General features: G+C 69.8%; 17 protein-coding genes. 11 read left to right on the forward strand and 6 right to left on the reverse strand.

Annotated features, from left to right (window positions below):
- Positions 1-165 precede the first annotated feature (165 nt).
- From OG936_RS31235 to OG936_RS31260, 6 genes are all read left to right on the forward strand, one after another.
- Entirely contained in the window at positions 166-1,770 is a 1,605-nt protein-coding gene (locus tag OG936_RS31235) for a sensor histidine kinase (protein ID WP_406499276.1), read from the forward strand.
- Positions 1,767-2,174, forward strand: a complete 408-nt coding sequence (locus OG936_RS31240) for a roadblock/LC7 domain-containing protein (protein WP_406499278.1) — start codon at positions 1,767-1,769, stop codon at positions 2,172-2,174. Before OG936_RS31235 ends, OG936_RS31240 begins: the two co-directional genes overlap by 4 nt.
- Entirely contained in the window at positions 2,171-2,542 is a 372-nt protein-coding gene (locus OG936_RS31245; protein ID WP_266750233.1) for a DUF742 domain-containing protein, read from the forward strand. Before OG936_RS31240 ends, OG936_RS31245 begins: the two co-directional genes overlap by 4 nt.
- Positions 2,523-3,137 carry a GTP-binding protein gene (locus OG936_RS31250; RefSeq protein ID WP_406499280.1) on the forward strand — a complete coding sequence of 205 codons (615 nt, stop codon included), beginning with the start codon at positions 2,523-2,525 and terminating at the stop codon, positions 3,135-3,137. The genes OG936_RS31245 and OG936_RS31250 overlap by 20 nt, the downstream gene beginning before the upstream one ends.
- Positions 3,138-3,204: 67 nt before the next feature.
- The gene (locus OG936_RS31255) at positions 3,205-4,788 is read left to right on the forward strand and encodes a cytochrome P450 (protein WP_406499282.1); all 1,584 of its coding nucleotides are present in this window, start codon (positions 3,205-3,207) and stop codon (positions 4,786-4,788) included.
- A gap of 172 nt (positions 4,789-4,960) precedes the next feature.
- Complete coding sequence (locus OG936_RS31260) at positions 4,961-6,307, forward strand: 6-phospho-beta-glucosidase (RefSeq protein ID WP_406499284.1); 1,347 nt, start codon at positions 4,961-4,963, stop codon at positions 6,305-6,307.
- Positions 6,308-6,567: 260 nt separating this feature from the next.
- Here OG936_RS31260 and OG936_RS31265 read toward each other — a convergent pair whose 3' ends face one another.
- Complete coding sequence (locus tag OG936_RS31265; protein WP_406499286.1) at positions 6,568-7,008, reverse strand: hypothetical protein; 441 nt, start codon at positions 7,006-7,008, stop codon at positions 6,568-6,570.
- Positions 7,002-7,460, reverse strand: a complete 459-nt coding sequence (locus tag OG936_RS31270) for an ATP-binding protein (protein ID WP_406499288.1) — start codon at positions 7,458-7,460, stop codon at positions 7,002-7,004. Before OG936_RS31270 ends, OG936_RS31265 begins: the two co-directional genes overlap by 7 nt.
- Positions 7,461-7,667: 207 nt before the next feature.
- Here OG936_RS31270 and OG936_RS31275 point away from each other — a divergent pair, with 207 nt between their 5' ends.
- From OG936_RS31275 to OG936_RS31290, 4 genes are all read left to right on the forward strand, one after another.
- Positions 7,668-8,528 (forward strand): helix-turn-helix domain-containing protein, encoded by an 861-nt coding sequence (locus tag OG936_RS31275; protein ID WP_406499290.1) that lies wholly within the window; start codon positions 7,668-7,670, stop codon positions 8,526-8,528.
- A complete protein-coding gene (locus OG936_RS31280; RefSeq protein WP_266750243.1) occupies positions 8,528-8,764 on the forward strand; it encodes a DUF397 domain-containing protein in 237 nt (78 codons plus the stop codon). Before OG936_RS31275 ends, OG936_RS31280 begins: the two co-directional genes overlap by 1 nt.
- A 134-nt stretch (positions 8,765-8,898) precedes the next feature.
- Positions 8,899-9,708, forward strand: coding sequence for an SAM-dependent methyltransferase (locus tag OG936_RS31285; protein ID WP_406499292.1), 810 nt, complete (start codon positions 8,899-8,901; stop codon positions 9,706-9,708).
- A 67-nt stretch (positions 9,709-9,775) separates the two neighbouring features.
- A complete protein-coding gene (locus tag OG936_RS31290; protein ID WP_406499294.1) occupies positions 9,776-10,225 on the forward strand; it encodes a YchJ family protein in 450 nt (149 codons plus the stop codon).
- Between the two features lie 113 nt (positions 10,226-10,338).
- Here OG936_RS31290 and OG936_RS31295 read toward each other — a convergent pair whose 3' ends face one another.
- Positions 10,339-12,414: an MDR family MFS transporter gene (locus OG936_RS31295; protein ID WP_406499296.1), complete on the reverse strand. Its 2,076-nt coding sequence runs from the start codon at positions 12,412-12,414 to the stop codon at positions 10,339-10,341.
- A gap of 58 nt (positions 12,415-12,472) precedes the next feature.
- Positions 12,473-13,300, reverse strand: a complete 828-nt coding sequence (locus tag OG936_RS31300; protein ID WP_406499298.1) for a hypothetical protein — start codon at positions 13,298-13,300, stop codon at positions 12,473-12,475.
- A gap of 80 nt (positions 13,301-13,380) precedes the next feature.
- Between OG936_RS31300 and OG936_RS31305 the strand changes: the two genes are divergently transcribed.
- Positions 13,381-14,634, forward strand: coding sequence for a cytochrome P450 (locus OG936_RS31305; RefSeq protein ID WP_406499300.1), 1,254 nt, complete (start codon positions 13,381-13,383; stop codon positions 14,632-14,634).
- Positions 14,635-14,704: 70 nt separating this feature from the next.
- Here the strand turns inward: OG936_RS31305 and OG936_RS31310 are convergent, their stop codons facing one another.
- Together OG936_RS31310 and OG936_RS31315 are read right to left on the reverse strand one after the other, a co-directional pair.
- A complete protein-coding gene (locus OG936_RS31310) occupies positions 14,705-14,968 on the reverse strand; it encodes a hypothetical protein (RefSeq protein WP_406499302.1) in 264 nt (87 codons plus the stop codon).
- Between the two features lie 201 nt (positions 14,969-15,169).
- Positions 15,170-16,384 (reverse strand): helix-turn-helix domain-containing protein, encoded by a 1,215-nt coding sequence (locus OG936_RS31315; protein ID WP_406499304.1) that lies wholly within the window; start codon positions 16,382-16,384, stop codon positions 15,170-15,172.
- Positions 16,385-16,952 lie beyond the last annotated feature (568 nt).

Raw genomic sequence — 16,952 nt, forward strand, 5'->3', positions numbered from 1 at the left:
TACCGCGTGAGCGCTCGCGCAGAGGGTTGGGTGAATGTGCCGAAGCCCTGATTCGATCTGACTAAGCTCACGCGCAGCGAAGTCGAGTTGCGACGAATTCGAGCGCTTGTTCCTGGATGTCCTGCAAGCGCGTTTACCTCCCGAATCAACCGCCAGAGGTTCTAGATGGTTCGTGTTGAATCACCGCCGATCGAACGAGAAATCCCGGTCGTCCGCGTCATGTTGCTGCCCGTGCTTCTGATGGGCGGCGCAACGGCCGCCGGGGTGGCGCTGGTTTCCGCGGCCGCGCGGATACCAGTTGTCTGGTGCGGCGCGCTCGCCACCGTCGTGGTCACCGCACTCACCGTTCGACTCGCCCGCCGGGCACGCGATATGCGCGCCCAGCGCGCAGCGTACGAACGACGCTTCGCCGACCTGGAACGGCGCATCGCCACCCACGACGACGAGACCGTGCGGATCAGCAAGGAGCTCCTGCCGGCCGCCATTCACCGGCTACGGGTGGGCAATTCACCCGAAGAGGTGTTCCGGGACGTCCTCGACGCGGACGAGGCGTACCGCGACCTCCCCGACGCCCAACGCACCCTCGTCTACACGGTGCTGAACATCATCGACAACGAAGAGGCGATGCGCGACTCCGCGCAGCGCGCCTTCGTCAACGTCGCCCGGCGCGTCCAGGCGATCGTCCACCGCCAGGCGAGTGAACTGCGGGAGATGGAGGAGCACCACGGGCGCAACCCCGACGTCTTCGACGACCTGCTCCGCATCGACCACGGCACCGCGCTGATCGGCCGTCTCGCCGACTCCATCGCGGTTCTCGGCGGTGCCCGCCCCAGCCGCCAGTGGCCCAAGCCCGTACCGCTGTTCAGCGTGCTGCGCGGCGCCATGTCGCGAATCCTGGAGTACCCGCGGATCGATCTGCACTCGATCGCCAAGGTCGCCATCATCGGCACGGCCGTCGAGCCGCTCATCCACGCCTGTGCCGAACTCCTCGACAACGCCACGCGCTACTCGCCGCCGCAGACCCGGGTGCACGTCACCGCCGTCGAGGTGCAGACCGGCATCGCCATCGAGATCGAGGACGGCGGCGTCTCGCTCAGCGAGGAGGCCCGGTCACGGGCCGAGAACATGCTCGCCCGGGCCCAGGCCGGCTCCAACATGAACGACCTCGGCGAGTCCCCCCGGCTCGGCATGGCCGTCGTCGGACGGCTCGCGCGGATGTACGACCTCCAGGTCTCGCTGCGGCAGTCCGCCTACGGAGGTGTCCGCGCCGTGCTCATCGTGCCCCGCGCGATGATCACCACCGGCCCCGCTCCCGGTATCGCCCACGGCATCGGCGCCACGTCGAGGCCCACCAGCGACATCGACCAGGAGGCGATGAAGCACGTCGTGCCGCCCCGCCGCAAGCCCCGCCCCGTGGCCCAGCGCCCCGCCACCGGACCCGTCGCACCCGTCACCCGGCCTGTGCTCCCCGCGACCACCATGGAGGACGACGTCCCCGTGGTGACCGAGTGGACCGCCGGAGGGCTCCCGCAACGCCGCAGCCGCGGCCGCGCCCCCCTGGGCTCGCACAACCTCCCCGCACAGCCCGTCAATCCCACCGCAGGACAGGGCAACGGCCACGCCAACGGCCACGGCGGGACCGACAGCGGCAAGGAACAGCCCCCCGGACTCTGGCTGGAGGCCTTCACCAACGCCGTCAACGGTGTGCCGCAGGACCCGAAGACCGACGAAGACTCTGACGACGCCTGGGACAAGGGAGACCTGAAGTGATCCAGCAGCGGGGAAATATGGACTGGATGCTCAAGGAACTGGCCGACGACGTGCCGGACATTCACCAGATCGTGGTGCTCTCCGCCGACGGCCTGCGCATCGCCCGGCACGGCGGCGATCCCGATGTCGCCGACCGCCTCGCGGCGGCCTGCGCCGGACTGCAGAGCCTGGCCGCCGCCGTCGCCTCCGAAATCCCTTGCAGCGACGGCCTGATGCGCTTGGTCGTCATCGAAGTCACCGGCGGTTTCTTCTACTTGATGGCCGCCGGAACGGGCGCGTACCTGGCCGTGCTGGCCGGTGAGACGGTCGACGCGGGGCTCGTCGGGGCACGGATGCGCGACATGGTCGTCAGGATCGGCGCCCACCTGACGAGCCCTCCGCGCCATGACGGGCAGGCCGGATGAATTCTCCCCGACGAGAACGCCGAGAGGCCGATCCGGCACTGAGCGATCCGGAACGGCTGTACGTGATCACCGGCGATCCCGACGGCAGCGAGCGGGCGCCGCTCGACCTGGTCACGATGGTCGTCGCGAAGGCCCGGCCGACGCCGACGGTCCAGCCTGAGCAGGCCGTGATCCTGCGGCTCTGCCAGGCGCCCTTGTCCGTTGCCGAGATCTCGGCGTACCTGGGCCTGCCCTTCAGCGTGGTGACATCGCTCCTCACGGAACTCCTCGCGGCCGACCTCATCGAATCGCGCGCGCCCATCGTCCGCGCCACCCTCCCGGACAGGTCCCTTCTCGAAGCGGTGATGCATGGACTTCAGAAGCTCTGACACGATCACCGGCCCCCGGCGCGAGGACGTCCTTCCCACCACGGCGACCGCCGCGGTGAAGGTCGTGATCGTCGGCGGGTTCGGGGTCGGCAAGACGACCATGGTCGGATCCGTCAGCGAGATCCGGCCACTGACCACCGAAGAGACCATGACCCAGGCCGGTGTCGGCGTGGACGACAACTTCGGGGTGGAGAGCAAGACCGCCACCACCGTCGCCATGGACTTCGGCCGGATCTCCATCAGTGAGGAACTGATCCTCTATCTGTTCGGCACCCCGGGCCAGGAAAGGTTCTGGTTCCTGTGGAACGGCCTGTTCGAAGGCGCCCTCGGCGCGGTGGTCCTCATCGACACGCGCCGCCTCGAAGCCAGCTTCGACGTCATCGGACGGCTGGAGGAACGCGGCGTCCCGTTCGTCGTCGCCGTCAACACCTTTCCCAACGCCCCGAAACACCCGGTCGAGGCGCTGCGCAGCGCCCTCGACCTTCCCGAAGAGGTTCCGATGATCGACTGCGACGCCCGGCTGCGCGCCTCCAGCCGCGACGTACTGATGACGCTGATGCGCTATCTGCACAGTCTGGCCCTCCCGTTCGCCTGACCGCAGTACCCACCCCCCCGCGCGTCCCATCCGTCTGGTCCTTGGAATCCTGATCCCTGGAGCGATCGTGACAACCCCCTTCCACTACGAGCCCCGAGCGGCCCGGGGGCCGGTTCCGCCCCCCGAGTGCCCGGCCCACGGCCTCGGCATCGGCCCCGGCGGGCTACGCCGGATCTACGGCCCGGAGGCCGAGCGGGACCCGAACGGGCTGTACGACAAGCTGCGCGCCGAACACGGCAGCGTGGCCCCCGTCCTGCTGCACGGGGACGTGCCGGCCTGGCTGGTCCTCGGCCACAGCGAGAACCTGCACATGACCCGGACCCCCTCGCAGTTCTCCCGCGACTCGCGGCGGTGGCGGGCCCTGCAGGACGGCACCGTCGCCCCGGACCACCCGCTCGCCCCGATCTTCACCTGGCAGCCGATCTGTGCCTTCGCCGACGGCGCCACCCACGAGCGCCAACGCGGCGCGGTCACCGACAGCATCGGCCGCATCGACACCCGCGGGGCGCGCCGCCACGTCAACCGCTACAGCAACCGGCTCGTCAACGACTTCTGCCAGGAAGGCCGCGTCGACCTGGTCAGCCAGTTCGCCGAGCGGCTGCCGATGATGGTGATGTGTGCGATCCTCGGCATGCCCGAGGAGTACAACGACCGGATGGTCCAGGCCGCCCGCGACATGACCCGGGGCACGGCGACCGCTGTCGCGAGCAACGCATACGTCCTCGAAGCGCTGACCCGGCTCGTCCGGCGCCGCCGGCGCGAACCCGCGGACGACTTCGCCACCTGGCTCGTCGACCATCCGGCGGGGATGACCGACCAGGAGGTCAGCGAGCATCTGCGGCTGGTCCTCATCGCCTCGTACGAGGCGACCGTCAACCTGATCGCCAGCGTCCTGCGGATGGTGCTCACCGACCCCCGCTTCCGGGCCCGGCTCAGCGGCGGTCACATGACGGTGCCCGAAGCGGTCGAGCAGACGCTGTGGGACGAGCCGCCGTTCACCGCGGTCCTCGGCCGCTGGGCGGTCGGCGACACGGAACTGGGCGGTCAGCAGATCAAGGCGGGCGACGCCCTGATCGTCGGCATCGCACCGGCCAACACCGATCCCGTCGTACGGCCCGACCTCAAGGCCGACATGGAGGGCAACCGCGCCCACCTCGCGTTCAGCGGCGGCCCCCACGAATGCCCCGGGCAGGACATCGGACGCGCCATCGCCGACGTCGGCGTCGACGCCCTGCTGATGCGCCTCCCCGATCTCGAACTCGCCGTCGAAGAGAGCGAGCTGAGCTGGATCGGGAACTTCATGGGCAGGCATCTGGTGGAGCTCCCGGCGGACTTCGCCGCGCGTGCGCCGCAGGACGACAAGGAACCGCCGTCCATGGGAAGGCCGAACCCGCAGCGCCAGGACGGGGAGGTCCAGCCTACGGTCCGGCACACCGCCCCCACACCCGGCCGCGCCCCCGCTCCGGCCCCTGCCGTCACGGGCACGGGGGCGGGTGCGACGCCCGCGGCGTCGGCTGCCGACGAGCCCGGAGGCACCCCTGTCGGGGAGTCCGCCGGAATGTCCGCCGCGGGGCGCATTCCGCAGCAGCGGGGCGAGACCGCACCGGCGCGGCTGTGGCGTGCCGTTTCGCGCTGGTGGAGCGGCGACTGACCCCGATCCGTCCGCCGCGACGGAGACGGGACCGATCAACGGCCCGGTGGCCGGGAACCCGTGCACCCGCGGGTTCCCGGCCACCGGGCCGGTTGTCGTGCGTGCCGGGTGGCAGCCGCCGTCCGGAGTTGCCCGGGCCCCGTCCGGACCCGGCCCCGTACGATGCGGAAGCGTGAAGCTGACAATTCTGGGCGGCGGCGGATTCCGGGTTCCACTCGTGTACGGGGCGCTGCTCGCCGATCACGCCGAGGGCCGTGTCACCGCGGTCACCCTCTACGACACCGACGCCGGCCGGCTCACCGCCGTGGCCCGGGTGCTCGCCGACCAGGCCGCGACCGTCCCGGACGCCCCCGCCGTCAACGCCACCACCGACCTCGACGAGGCGCTGCGCGGCGCCGACTTCGTCTTCTCGGCGATCCGTGTCGGCGGCCTCGCAGGCCGGGCGGCCGACGAACGGGTCGCCCTCGACGAAGGCGTACTCGGCCAGGAGACGGTCGGCGCGGGCGGCATCGCGTACGGGCTGCGCACCGTGCCCGTCGCCGTCGACCTCGCGCAGCGCGTCGCGCGGCTCGCCCCGAACGCCTGGGTCATCAACTTCACCAACCCGGCGGGCCTGGTGACCGAGGCCATGTCCCGCCACCTGGGTGACCGGGTCATCGGCATCTGCGACTCCCCGGTGGGCCTCGGCCGCCGGATCGCCCGGGTGCTCGGCGCCGACCCCGACCGGGCCCGGATCGACTACGTCGGCCTCAACCATCTGGGCTGGGTCCGCGCACTGCGTGTCGACGGCCGCGACGAACTCCCGCGCCTGCTGGCGGACCCCGAACTTCTCGGCTCCTTCGAGGAGGGCCGGCTGTTCGGCGTCGACTGGCTGCGGTCGCTGGGTGCCGTCCCCAACGAGTATCTCCACTACTACTACTTCAACCGGGAGGCCGTGCGCGCCTACCAGGACGCCGAGCAGACCCGTGGCGCCTTCCTCCGCGAGCAGCAGGAGGGCTTCTACGCCCTGATGAAGGACCCCGCCGTCCCCGCGCTGCGGGCCTGGGACCGCACCCGCGCCGAACGCGAAGCCACCTACATGTCGGAGAACCGGGAGGTCGCCGGGGTCGGTGAGCGGGACGAGAGCGATCTGGAGTCCGGCGGCTACGAGAAGGTGGCGCTCGCCCTCATGCGGGCCGTCGCCCGCAACGAACGGACCTCGCTGATCCTCAACGTCCGCAACCGCACGACGCTTTCCGTGCTCGACGCGGACGCCGTCATCGAGGTGCCGTGCCTCGTCGACGCCAACGGTGCCCGTCCCGTCGCCGTCGACCCGCTTCCGTACCACGCCGTCGGTCTGGTCACCGCGGTCAAGGCCGTCGAACGTGCGGTGTTGGACGCGGCGGAGAGCGGCTCGCGGGCCGCCGCTGTGAAGGCCTTCGCGCTGCACCCGCTGGTCGACTCGGTGACGGTGGCCGGCCGTCTCCTCGACGGGTACCTGAAGGTCCATCCCGGACTGGCCTACCTGAACCGCCCTTAGGGGCCGGTCCGGCGACGAGAGCGGCCGGTCAACCGTTGTGCGCGAGCTCTTCCCTGTGCACGGCGCGAGTGAATCGCAGCCCCGAGACCAGCCGTTCCACCTCGTCCGGCACGCATGACGTCCATCTCGTCGCGGCGGGCGGCAGGTCGCCGCGGTCGACCGGCTGACGTTTCGCAAGTGAGAGAGGGGAGGGGGCGGGGTTTCCTGAAAGAACCCCGCCCCCTCTCTCCCTGACGCGGCCGGGAGCGGACCGGGCCGCGTCAGGGAGCGGAGACCGCGCGGGCACCACCGGACGGTGCCCACGACGGTGTGACGCCAGTGACCTGACAAGCCATCAGGAAAAGTGGGATCGGCGGCGTGTACGGCGTGCGGTTGTCGGGCTGGTGGATCAGCCTGGGCTGTACTGCCGCAACGAACGCCCCTTTCGCGTAGGCGACTTGCGGGGGCCAGCCCAGATCGAGGTCGGAACCCGAGGGCACGATCCACCACCAGCGGTCGGCGTCCGCGAACACGCAGCCGGTGCGCGGCAGATGAGACATCAGCCGGAAGCCGTACCGTGCCGGAACCCCCACCGCGTCGCAGCCCAGGCTCGCCGACAGCGCGGGCGGCAGCGGCAACTGCACCATGTCCGAGTCGATGGCGCGCCGGGGCTCGTGGGAGCGCCGCGCTCCGAGCAGATGGGACATCGCGTTCTTCAGCATGACTGCTCCGTGCCGTGCGGTAGTTCTGCCCAGACGATGCGTCCCGAGCCGTTGCCCGCGCCATGGGAACCCCAGGAACTGCTCATCGCGTCCACGAGCAGCAGGCCGCGTCCGTGCTCGTCGTCGGCGGTGCGGCACAGCTGTGGCCCGCCGGGCTGGTGCCCTTGGTCCTGTACGGCTATCCGCAGCCGTCCGTCCAGGCAGTGCAGCTCGCACACGACGCGCGCGCTCATCGTGTGGACCACAGCGTTGGTGAACAGCTCCGAGACGATCAGGACCGCCGCCTCGTGCGTGTCCTCGTCCAGCCGCCACTCGTCGAGTCTGGCCCGTGTCAACCGCCGTGCGCCGGCCACCGACTCCGGGTGCGCGGGCAGCGCGAAGCAGTACCGGAGCGCCTCCGTGCCGGGTCTGAGATCCATGAGCCGGGGGATGAGCGCACTGCCAGGTGCCACAACCGATTCCTCACAGTGGGGGCTGCGTCACATTCCGCCATCCCATGCGAATAGGGGCGGACGTGACTGCGTGAACTGGTTCACTCACCAACTCTCCCCCTGTCGGGAACACTTGGCAAGGGGCACTCTGAAAAATTCAGAGTGGTTGTGTCGTGGGCGGCCCGCGCATGGCACACTGCTGCCAAACAGCGCATCGGGAGGTCTGAAGTGAGCGAACCGCGGTCCGCCCCGACCGTGGGTCAGGTCGTTCTCGGCAAGCGCCTGCAGGATCTGCGGGAGCGCGCCGGCCTGAACCGTGACCAGGCTGCCAAGGTGCTGCGGGTCGCACCTGCGACGATACGCAGGATGGAGACCGCCGAGGTCGCTCTCAAGATCCCCTACGTCCAGCTCCTGCTGAAGGCGTACGGGATCGCCGACGCCGAGATCGACGCCTTCGTGGAACTTGCCGAGGAGGCCAACAGACCCGGCTGGTGGCAGCGCTACCACGATGTGCTGCCCGACTGGTTCAGCATGTACGTCAGCCTGGAGGGCGCCGCGAGCCTCCTGCGCATGTACGAGCCGCACTTCGTCCCCGGACTGTTGCAGACCGAGGACTACGCGCGCTCGGTGATGCGCACCGGAGCCGTCGGCCAGGCCAGACCCGAGGACATCGAACGCCATGTGGCGCTGCGGATGCAGCGTCAGTCCCTGCTGGCCGGGCCGGACTCCCCGAAGCTGTGGGTGGTGATGGACGAGACGGTGCTGCGCCGTCCCGTCGGCAGCGCCGACACCATGCGCGGACAGATCGACCGGCTGCTCGAAGCGACCGGGATGCCCCATGTGACGCTGCAGATCGCGGAATTCTCCACCGGTCACCACGCCGGCACCTACGGCCCCTTCGTCCTCTTCCGCTTCGGCGTCCCCGAACTCCCCGACATGGTCTACAGCGAGTACCTGACCGGAGCCGTCTACTTCGACGCGCGCCCCGAGGTGGCCTCCTACCTCGAAGTCATGGACCGCATGGCGGCTCAGGCCGCAACTGCACAACGCACGAAGGAAATCCTCCGGGACTTCCGCAAGGAGCTGTGATGGATCCCATATACAACGGCATGCCGGCGGCCGAACTCGGCTCCGAGGGCTGGTACAAGCCGTGGAGCGGTGGGAACGGAGGCAATTGCGTCGAAGCCATGAAGCTGTCCGACGGCAGGGTCGCCGTACGCCAGTCCGCCGATCCCGACGGCCCCGCCCTGATCTACTCCCCGCGTGAGATCGCCGCCTTCATCCAGGGCGCCAAGTCCGGCCAGGCGGACTTCCTGCTGACCTGAACCAGCTGCCCCTCGGCCGAATCCACGGCCTTCCGGCCCGAATCGACGGCTTTCTCACCCGAATCCGCTGCGCCGGAGCCCGTCCCGCCCCACACTCTTGTTGTTCGCCGGCCTATGAACCCATGGAGCGCGCTATGACCGGGCAAGACCCTCAAGCCATCGAGATCGACACCAGCAAGCCGCATCCCGCCCGGATGTACGACTGGTTCCTCGGCGGCAAGGACAACTACCCGGTCGACGAACAGATGGCCCGGCAACTGCTGGCCCTCGACGCCAGGGGAGGCGACATGGCCCGGGTCAACCGGGCCTTCATGCACCGGGCCACCCGGTGGCTGGCCGAGAACGGCATCCGCCAGTTCCTCGACATCGGCACCGGCATACCCACCGAGCCGAACCTCCACCAGATCGCCCAGCGGACCGCCCCGGACTCCCGCATCGTCTACTGCGACAACGACCCGATCGTCCTCGCCCACGCCGCGGCCCTGCTGCGCTCCACCCCACAGGGCGCCACCGAGTACATCCAGGCCGACGCCCGCAAGCCGGAAGCCATCCTGGAACAGGCCGGCAAGGTCCTCGACTTCGACAAGCCGATCGCGCTGTCGCTGCTGGCTCTGCTGCACTTCGTGGACGACGAGGACGGCGCGGCCGAACTCGTCGACCGCCTGGTCGAGCGGCTCGCCTCCGGCAGCTATCTGGTGCTCTCGCACACCACGGGGGACTTCGCGCCGGAGAGCGCGGCGGAGGCGTCCGCCCTGTACAGGTCCCGCGGGATGACGCTACGCCTGCGTTCCCACGCCGAATTCACCACGTTCTTCGACGGACTCGAACTCGTCGAGCCGGGCGTCTCGCTCTCCGCGGACTGGCACCCGGAACTCGGCGAGCCCGTCGACGTCGCCGGCGACGAGCCGATCCCGGGCTACGCCGGCGTGGCCCGCAAGGCCTGACCACCGCCGGCACCGCCACCGCACCCCGGTCCGCCGGGTCGGCCGGACCGCGGGTGACAATGGACGCATGTCACGACGCACCACACGACCGAAGCGCTCAGCCACCGCCGGAGCTCGGCCTTCCGCGATCACCGCGGAATCGCCGTGCCCGTGCGGCCTGCCCGCCGCCTACGCGGACTGCTGCGGCCGCCTGCACGCCGGGGCCCTCGCCGCGCCGACCTGCGAGGCGCTGATGCGCTCCCGGTACGCCGCGTTCGTCGTCCGGAACGAGGCGTACCTGCTCCGCACCTGGCACCCCGACACCCGGCCGCCCGCCGTCGACTTCGATCCCGGGACGCGGTGGGTGCGCCTGGAGATCCTGGAGACGACGGACGGCAGCGCGTTCCACACCACGGGCACGGTCACCTTCCGCGCGCACTGCACGGTCAACGGGCGGCCCGAATCGCTCCACGAGAAGAGCCGCTTCGTCCGGCACGACGGCGCCTGGGTGTATGCGACCGCGGTCTTCGCCGACTGACCCGGTACCTCTCGTGCGGATCGTGCCGGGCTCGCGAGCCCCGGCGCCGCGCCCCCGCTCCCCGATCCGGCCCGATCCGAACGAAAGACCCCAGCCGCGCGGTGGCGCCCGTTTCAGACGGCGGCCCCCGCTCGTGACTTCTCCGGCGAGAGCTCCTGCGCCAGGTCCTCCGCCAGCAGCTGCTTGGCGATCCGGTCCACCGCCGCCCGCAGCTGCCGGTCGTCCGGGCGGGCCCCGTGTTCGTCCAGCCGTTCATTGAGCCACCGCGCCCATGCGTCGTTGATCGCCGCGGCCTCCCGGCTCCCGGCGGCCGTATGCGTGAACATGTGACCGTCGCCGGTGAGATAGCCCTCCTCGATCATCCGGTCGAAGACGGGCACCAGCACCTCCGGCGGGATCCGGTGCCGGGCCGCGATGAGGCCGAGACCCGCATGGCCCACCATGCGGGTGAACAGCTCCACCTGCATCACCGCCCAGGCCCCCGCCATGTCCAGCCGGGTGTCCGAGGCCGCGACGATCCGCCGGGCCGTGTCGGGACCCGCTCCGTGCAGGATCCTGGCCACGGCGAATTCCAGAACGATGGCCGAGTCACCGGCGCCGGGCTGGGCGAAGCCCTCGCCCATGTCCGTCGATCCGGCCCGCGCCGTGTCCCGCAGTTCCACCTGCTTCAGGAAGAGCGCCACGACGAACCCCAGGATCGCGACCGGCACCGTCCACAGGAACACGGTGTGCAGCGTGTCGGCGTACGCCTGGGCCAGCGGCGCGGACTGCGCGGCGGGCAGGGCGTGCAGCCCCGCCGGGCTCTGCGCGGCCTTCGACAGCACCGCGGGGTCGCCGCCCGCGCGCGCCGCCGCGGCGATGCCGTCGGACAGGTTCGGCTTCAGCGCGTTGGCGTAGATCGTGCCGAAGACCGCGGTGCCGAAGGAACTGCCGAGCGTACGGAAGAACGTCACACCCGACGTCGCCGTACCCAGATCCGCGTAGTCGACCGTGTTCTGCACGGCGATCGTCAGCACCTGCATGGCCAGACCGATGCCGACACCGAGTACCAGCATGTAGAGGGACTCCAGCCCCACCCCGCTGTCCGGACCCATCCGGGAAAGCAGGAACAGCCCGACCGCCATGATCAGCGAGCCCACGATGGGGAACATCCGGTACTGCCCGGTCTTGGAGACGACGTTGCCACTGAAGATCGAGGCGACCAGCAGCCCGAAGACCATCGGCAGCGTCCGCACCCCCGACAGGGTCGCCGAGTCCCCGTCCACGTACTGCAGATACGTCGGCAGGAAGATCATCGCGCCGAGCATCGCGAAGCCCACGATGAAGCTCAGGATCGAGCAGACGGTGAACACCGGGTTCCGGAACAGCCGCATCGGCAGCATGGGTTCCGCTGCCCGGAACTCCACCAGGCAGAAGAGGGCCAGTGCCACGGCGCCGCCCGCGAAGAGACCGAGGATGACGGGCGACCCCCACGCGTACTCGTTGCCGCCCCAGCTGGTCGCCAGGATCAGGGCGCTCGCGCCGACCGTGACCATCGCGATGCCCAGGTAGTCGATCACCGGCCGCCCGGCGGCCTTCACCGACGGGATCGTCCGGGCGGCGGCGACGACCACCACGATCGCGATCGGCACGTTGACATAGAACGCCCAGCGCCAGCTCAGGTGGTCGGTGAAGAGCCCGCCGAGCAGTGGCCCGATCACCGTCGACACCCCGAAGACCGCGCCGATCGCACCCTGGTACTTGCCGCGCTCGCGCAACGGGATCACATCGGCGATCAACGCCATCGAGGTGACCATCAGCCCGCCCGCGCCGATGCCCTGCAGTCCGCGCCAGACGATCAGCAGCGTCATGTTGGTCGCGAAGCCGCACAGGAACGAGCCGGTGATGAAGATGACCGCCGACAGCTGGAAGATGATCTTCCGGCCGAACAGGTCGCCGAACTTGCCGACCAGGACCGTCGCCACCGTCTCGGCGAGCAGATACGCGGTGACCACCCACGACATGTGGGCGGCACCGCCGAGGTCCGAGACGATCGTCGGCAGCGCGGTGCCGACGATCGTCTGGTCCAGGGCGGCCAGCAGAATCCCCAGCACGATCGTCGCGAAGACGATGTTCCGGCGGCGCGGATCGAGCACGGGCGGCGCGGCAGCACTCTGCGCGGCGGGGGCGGTCTCGCTGGCAGTGGTCACGCTTGCACCCTCACACCGGCCCCGCGCCGGCGCATGTGGGGGACGGCCGGACGGGGCGTCAGGCCAGCAGATCCCGCACGGACGCCTTCATACGGGCCACGAACGCCTCCCGTACCGGCTCCGCCACGCGGTCCAGCGAGAGATACGGATTGAGGTCCTCCAGCTCCACGAGCAGCAGTTCGCCCCGAGCCGTCCGGCAGGCGTCGACCCGTTGGATGCCGTGGTCGAGGGTGTTCCACTCCACGAACTTCCGGGCGAACTCCAGATCCGCAGCGCTCGGCGCGTACGGCTCCAGCACCCACCGCTCGTCCGGGTGCGGCGCGTACAGCGCGTACTGGAAGTCACGGTCGATGAAGTAGAAGGACACCTCGTGGCGGAAGTCGATCCGGGGCTGGACGAGCAGCGTGCCGTCGGCACCTTCCGGCAGCGCGGGCTCCCGTACGAACCGCAGGCCGACCGAGTCCGCCCCCAGCTTCGGCTTGACCACATACTCCGGGGCCTCGGGCAGCAGCCCCAGGTCCGCGGCCCGGTCCACGGTGGGGATCACCGGAAAACCGGCCCGGCTCAGATCGACCAGATACTGCTTGCCCGCCATGTCGCCGCGGCCGTGCAGCGGGTTGTAGACCCGTGCGCCCAGCTCCCGCGCACGGGCGCGGAAGGCGTCGTACGCCTCCTGGTAGTGCAGCACCGGACCGCTGTTGCGTACGACGACCGCGTCGAACCCGTCAAGCAGCGCGGCGGCGTCCCGGGGGTGACAGAGCGCGACATCGAACTCCTCGCGCAGTCGGGACGTCAGATGGATGTCCTCGTCGCAGTAGCGGCGGCCGCGTGCCTCGTAAGCGAGGTCGGTGACGTAGAGAACGGACGGGCGCGGGCCGGCGGGCATGGTGTTCTCCCAGGGGCTGTGTAGGTGGGCGGCTGGTCAATAACCTTGACGGCGTTGCCCGTTCACGACCCTGGAGCGTCATGAAGTCTGCCCCGCACGAGTCGGCCGCATCGCAAGCGTCGCCACTGCCCGACATTCTCTCGCCCGCCTTCGCGGCCGATCCCTACGGGGCGTACCGGATCATGCGCGAGAGCGCCCCGCTGATCCGGCACGAGGCCACGAACAGTTACATCGTCTCCCGGTACGAGGACGTGGAGCGGATCTTCAAGGACAAGGCGGGGGAGTTCACCACCGACAACTACGACTGGCAGATCGAACCGGTCCACGGCAGGACGATCCTCCAGCTCAGCGGCCGGGAGCACGCCGTGCGCCGGGCGCTGGTCGCCCCCGCCTTCCGCGGCACGGACCTCCAGGAGAAGTTCCTGCCGGTCATCGAGCGCAACGCACGCGAACTGATCGACACCTTCCGGCACACCGGCGAGGCCGATCTCGTCGACGCGTTCGCGACCCGGTTCCCCGTCCTTGTCATCGCCGACATGCTCGGCCTGGACCGGGCCGGCCACGACCGCTTCCACGGCTGGTACACCACCGTCATCGCCTTCCTCGGCAACCTGGCCGGCGACCCCGAGGTGGCGGCGGCCGGTGAGCGGACCCGCCAGGAGTTCGCCGCGTACATGATCCCGATCATCCAGCAGCGCCGGAACGCGCCCGGCGACGACCTGCTCTCCGCGCTCTGCGCCGCCGAGGTCGACGGGGTGCGGATGAGCGACGAGGACATCAAGGCGTTCTGCAGTCTGCTCCTCGCGGCGGGCGGCGAGACCACCGACAAGGCCATCGCCTCCCTCTTCGCCAATCTGCTCACCCATCCCGAGCAGCTCGCGGCGGTGCGGGAGGACCGCGGTCTGATCGACCGGGCCTTCGCGGAGACCCTGCGCCACACTCCGCCGGTCCACATGATCATGCGCCAGACGGCGAACGAGGTGGAGCTCAGCGGCGGTACGGTCCCGGCCGGCGCCACCGTCACCTGCCTGATCGGCGCCGCCAACCGCGACGAATCGCGCTACAGCGAGCCCGACCGGTTCGACATCTTCCGCGCCGACCTGACCGGCACCACCGCGTTCTCGGCGGCGGCCGACCACCTGGCGTTCGCACTCGGCAGGCACTTCTGCGTCGGTGCGCTGCTCGCCAGGGCGGAGGTGGAGACGGGGGTGAACCAGCTGCTCGACGCGATGCCGGACCTGCGGCTCGCGGACGGCTTCACCCCATCGGAGCACGGTGTCTTCACCCGGGGCCCGCGGTCGCTGCCGGTGCGGTTCACCCCGGTCGCCGGCTGACCGGTCCGCTCCGTTCTTGATGGTGCGGCTCGCTTCGAGGCCTCGCTCCCTCGCAGGACGGGCGCCGGAGTCACCAGGAATTGCCGGGGCGCACCGTCAGCCGGGGGTGGTGGGCGGCCAGGATCTTGTTGGCGCGCGCCAGCTCGGAGAGTGCCTGCTCGCGATCGGCCTGGTCCTCGACGCAGAGCCGCGGGCCGCGGAAGCTGCGGACCTCGCGCGCGGCGCACTCGGCGTCGAACTCCGCCTCCATGATGTGCGGCGGGATGCAGGACCCGATCAGCGCGGCGACCCGGTCGGGGATCGGCACGGGGACGAGGAGGTGGGAGGCGGTCATGGGGGAGGGTCCCTCTCGGATGGTTGGCCAGGAGGTGGACGTCGGTACGGCCGCCGGGTGGGCGGCCGACTCCTCCATGTCTACGGGACGCGGTTCAGGGTTTCTCGTTGAGAACGTCTCCGTGTGGCAACCGTTTGGGAGTGATCGGGTATTTCCCCTTACCCGTAGGTAAGTTGACCCATCGTGACGTACGTGCTGTGGCTAGAGGGACGCGTCGGTGCTGCGCTCACGGAGCTGAAGTGCCCGTAGTACGGCCTCGGTCGAGAACCGGCTTTCGGGATCGACCAGTTGTTCACCGAAGATGGTCTCCAGATTGCGCATCCGGTAGCGGACGGTCTGAGGATGCACGTCGAGCAGCTCGCCCATATGGGCCGCGGTCCCTCGGGTTTCGAGCCAGACGCGGAGCGTTTCGGTCAGCCGCTCGCGCCGAGTGGTGCTGAGCCCGGCGATCGGAGCCAGCTCGCGCCGCGCGAGTTGATCGAGGAGGGCCGTATCGGACAGGAGCCACAGCGTGATGAGGTGGTCCTCGCACAGAACGAGCGGCGCGTCCGCGATGATCCCGGCTTCGACGAGTTCGAGGACCCGGCGGGCCCAGCGGATCGAGTCCGAGGCGAGCGCTGTGGGGACGGTCAGCCCGATGGCGGCCCGGGTGCCGAGAAGAGCGCGTTCGAGCATCTGTCTTCGCACCTCGTCGAGCGGGCCCGGAATGAGTAAGTGGGGCTGGGGGTCACTGAGATCGACCAGGACATCGCGGTCCAGGCCGGCCCGGTCCAGTCCGGCCGGGGCTCGGGCGGCGACCAGGGTCACCTCCTCCGGCAGCGCCCAGCCGGTCTGCTCGCAGAGCTCGGCGATGGCGCTGCGCGGCACCGGCCGGCCGGCGAGAACGAGATGCAGCAGACGCCGGCGCATGGCCTCGCTCTGCTCGCCGGACTGCGACTGCACCTCGAGGAAACCCTCACGGGACAGCGATTCCAGCTCGTCGATGTAGGTGAACAGCGCGTCGGCGAAGCTGAGCATCAGGGTGGGCGAGAAGCTGTAGCTCCGGCCGACCTTCTTGGCCCGCCGCAGCGCCACCCGGGCACCGAGCCGATAGGCGCCCTGCAGCGTTTCCATGGTGCGGCCCTCATAGGCCTCGAACCGTCCGAAACGACGGCACATGTCGTCGCGAAGTGTGGTGGACGTGGAGGGCTCGGCGACCAGATCGACGAACGAAGCGAGGCTTTGTTCCACGCCGACGCGAATGGCCTGACCGTTCGGTCCGTTGAGCAGACGCGCGTATTCCGGATAGGCCCGGGTGACCTCGACGCCGATTTCCTTGATCAGGCTCGGCAGTTCGGGCCGCATGATTGCGGCGAATTCCTGCGGTAGCGGGCCCAGCGGGTCTCCGGTGTCCGACGGCTGTATAAGTCCCTGCATGTCTGTCCCCTTGCTCTCCGGCGCCCGGTGGGGGTGAGTCGGTGGGGGGAAAGCGCTCCCATCAACCGGCAGATGCGTACCCAAGTTCGCGATGAAGATAGACCAAGTGAGCTGCGCTGCCCACCACTTGTACAAGATCGAAGTGTAGGGGGCATACATCTCGGCCGCATTGTGGACTTCGACGCAGGTGGGCGGCAGTGCTCACTTTCGGACAATGTATTTCGGCCGTTTGTTCCTCGACGACAAAAGGCCGACGCCGGTGAACCCGGGGCGGCGGACGGCTCTCGGTGAGCGGTGGACGGTGGGATCGGTGGTCGACAGGAGCCGTGGTCGACGGCTCCGCGTGTGTTCACGCCGTCCCGGGCCCGCCTCCCCGGTTCCCCGCGACCGGGCGCCGCCGCCGGTCGGGCTTCCCTCTGCGAGATGCCGTACCCCGCGAGCACACCCTTCGCGCCCCTGCATGCGCATTCGTTGACAAGCCCCCGGCATCCGTCTGCTCATTTCTGGATCAAAAACCGGGTATCGCAAAAGATCTTAACCGGCAGGATTGTGTCGCCGTGTTTCTCGC

This window comes from Streptomyces sp. NBC_00846 (assembly GCF_045207325.1).
Taxonomy (GTDB): domain Bacteria; phylum Actinomycetota; class Actinomycetes; order Streptomycetales; family Streptomycetaceae; genus Streptomyces.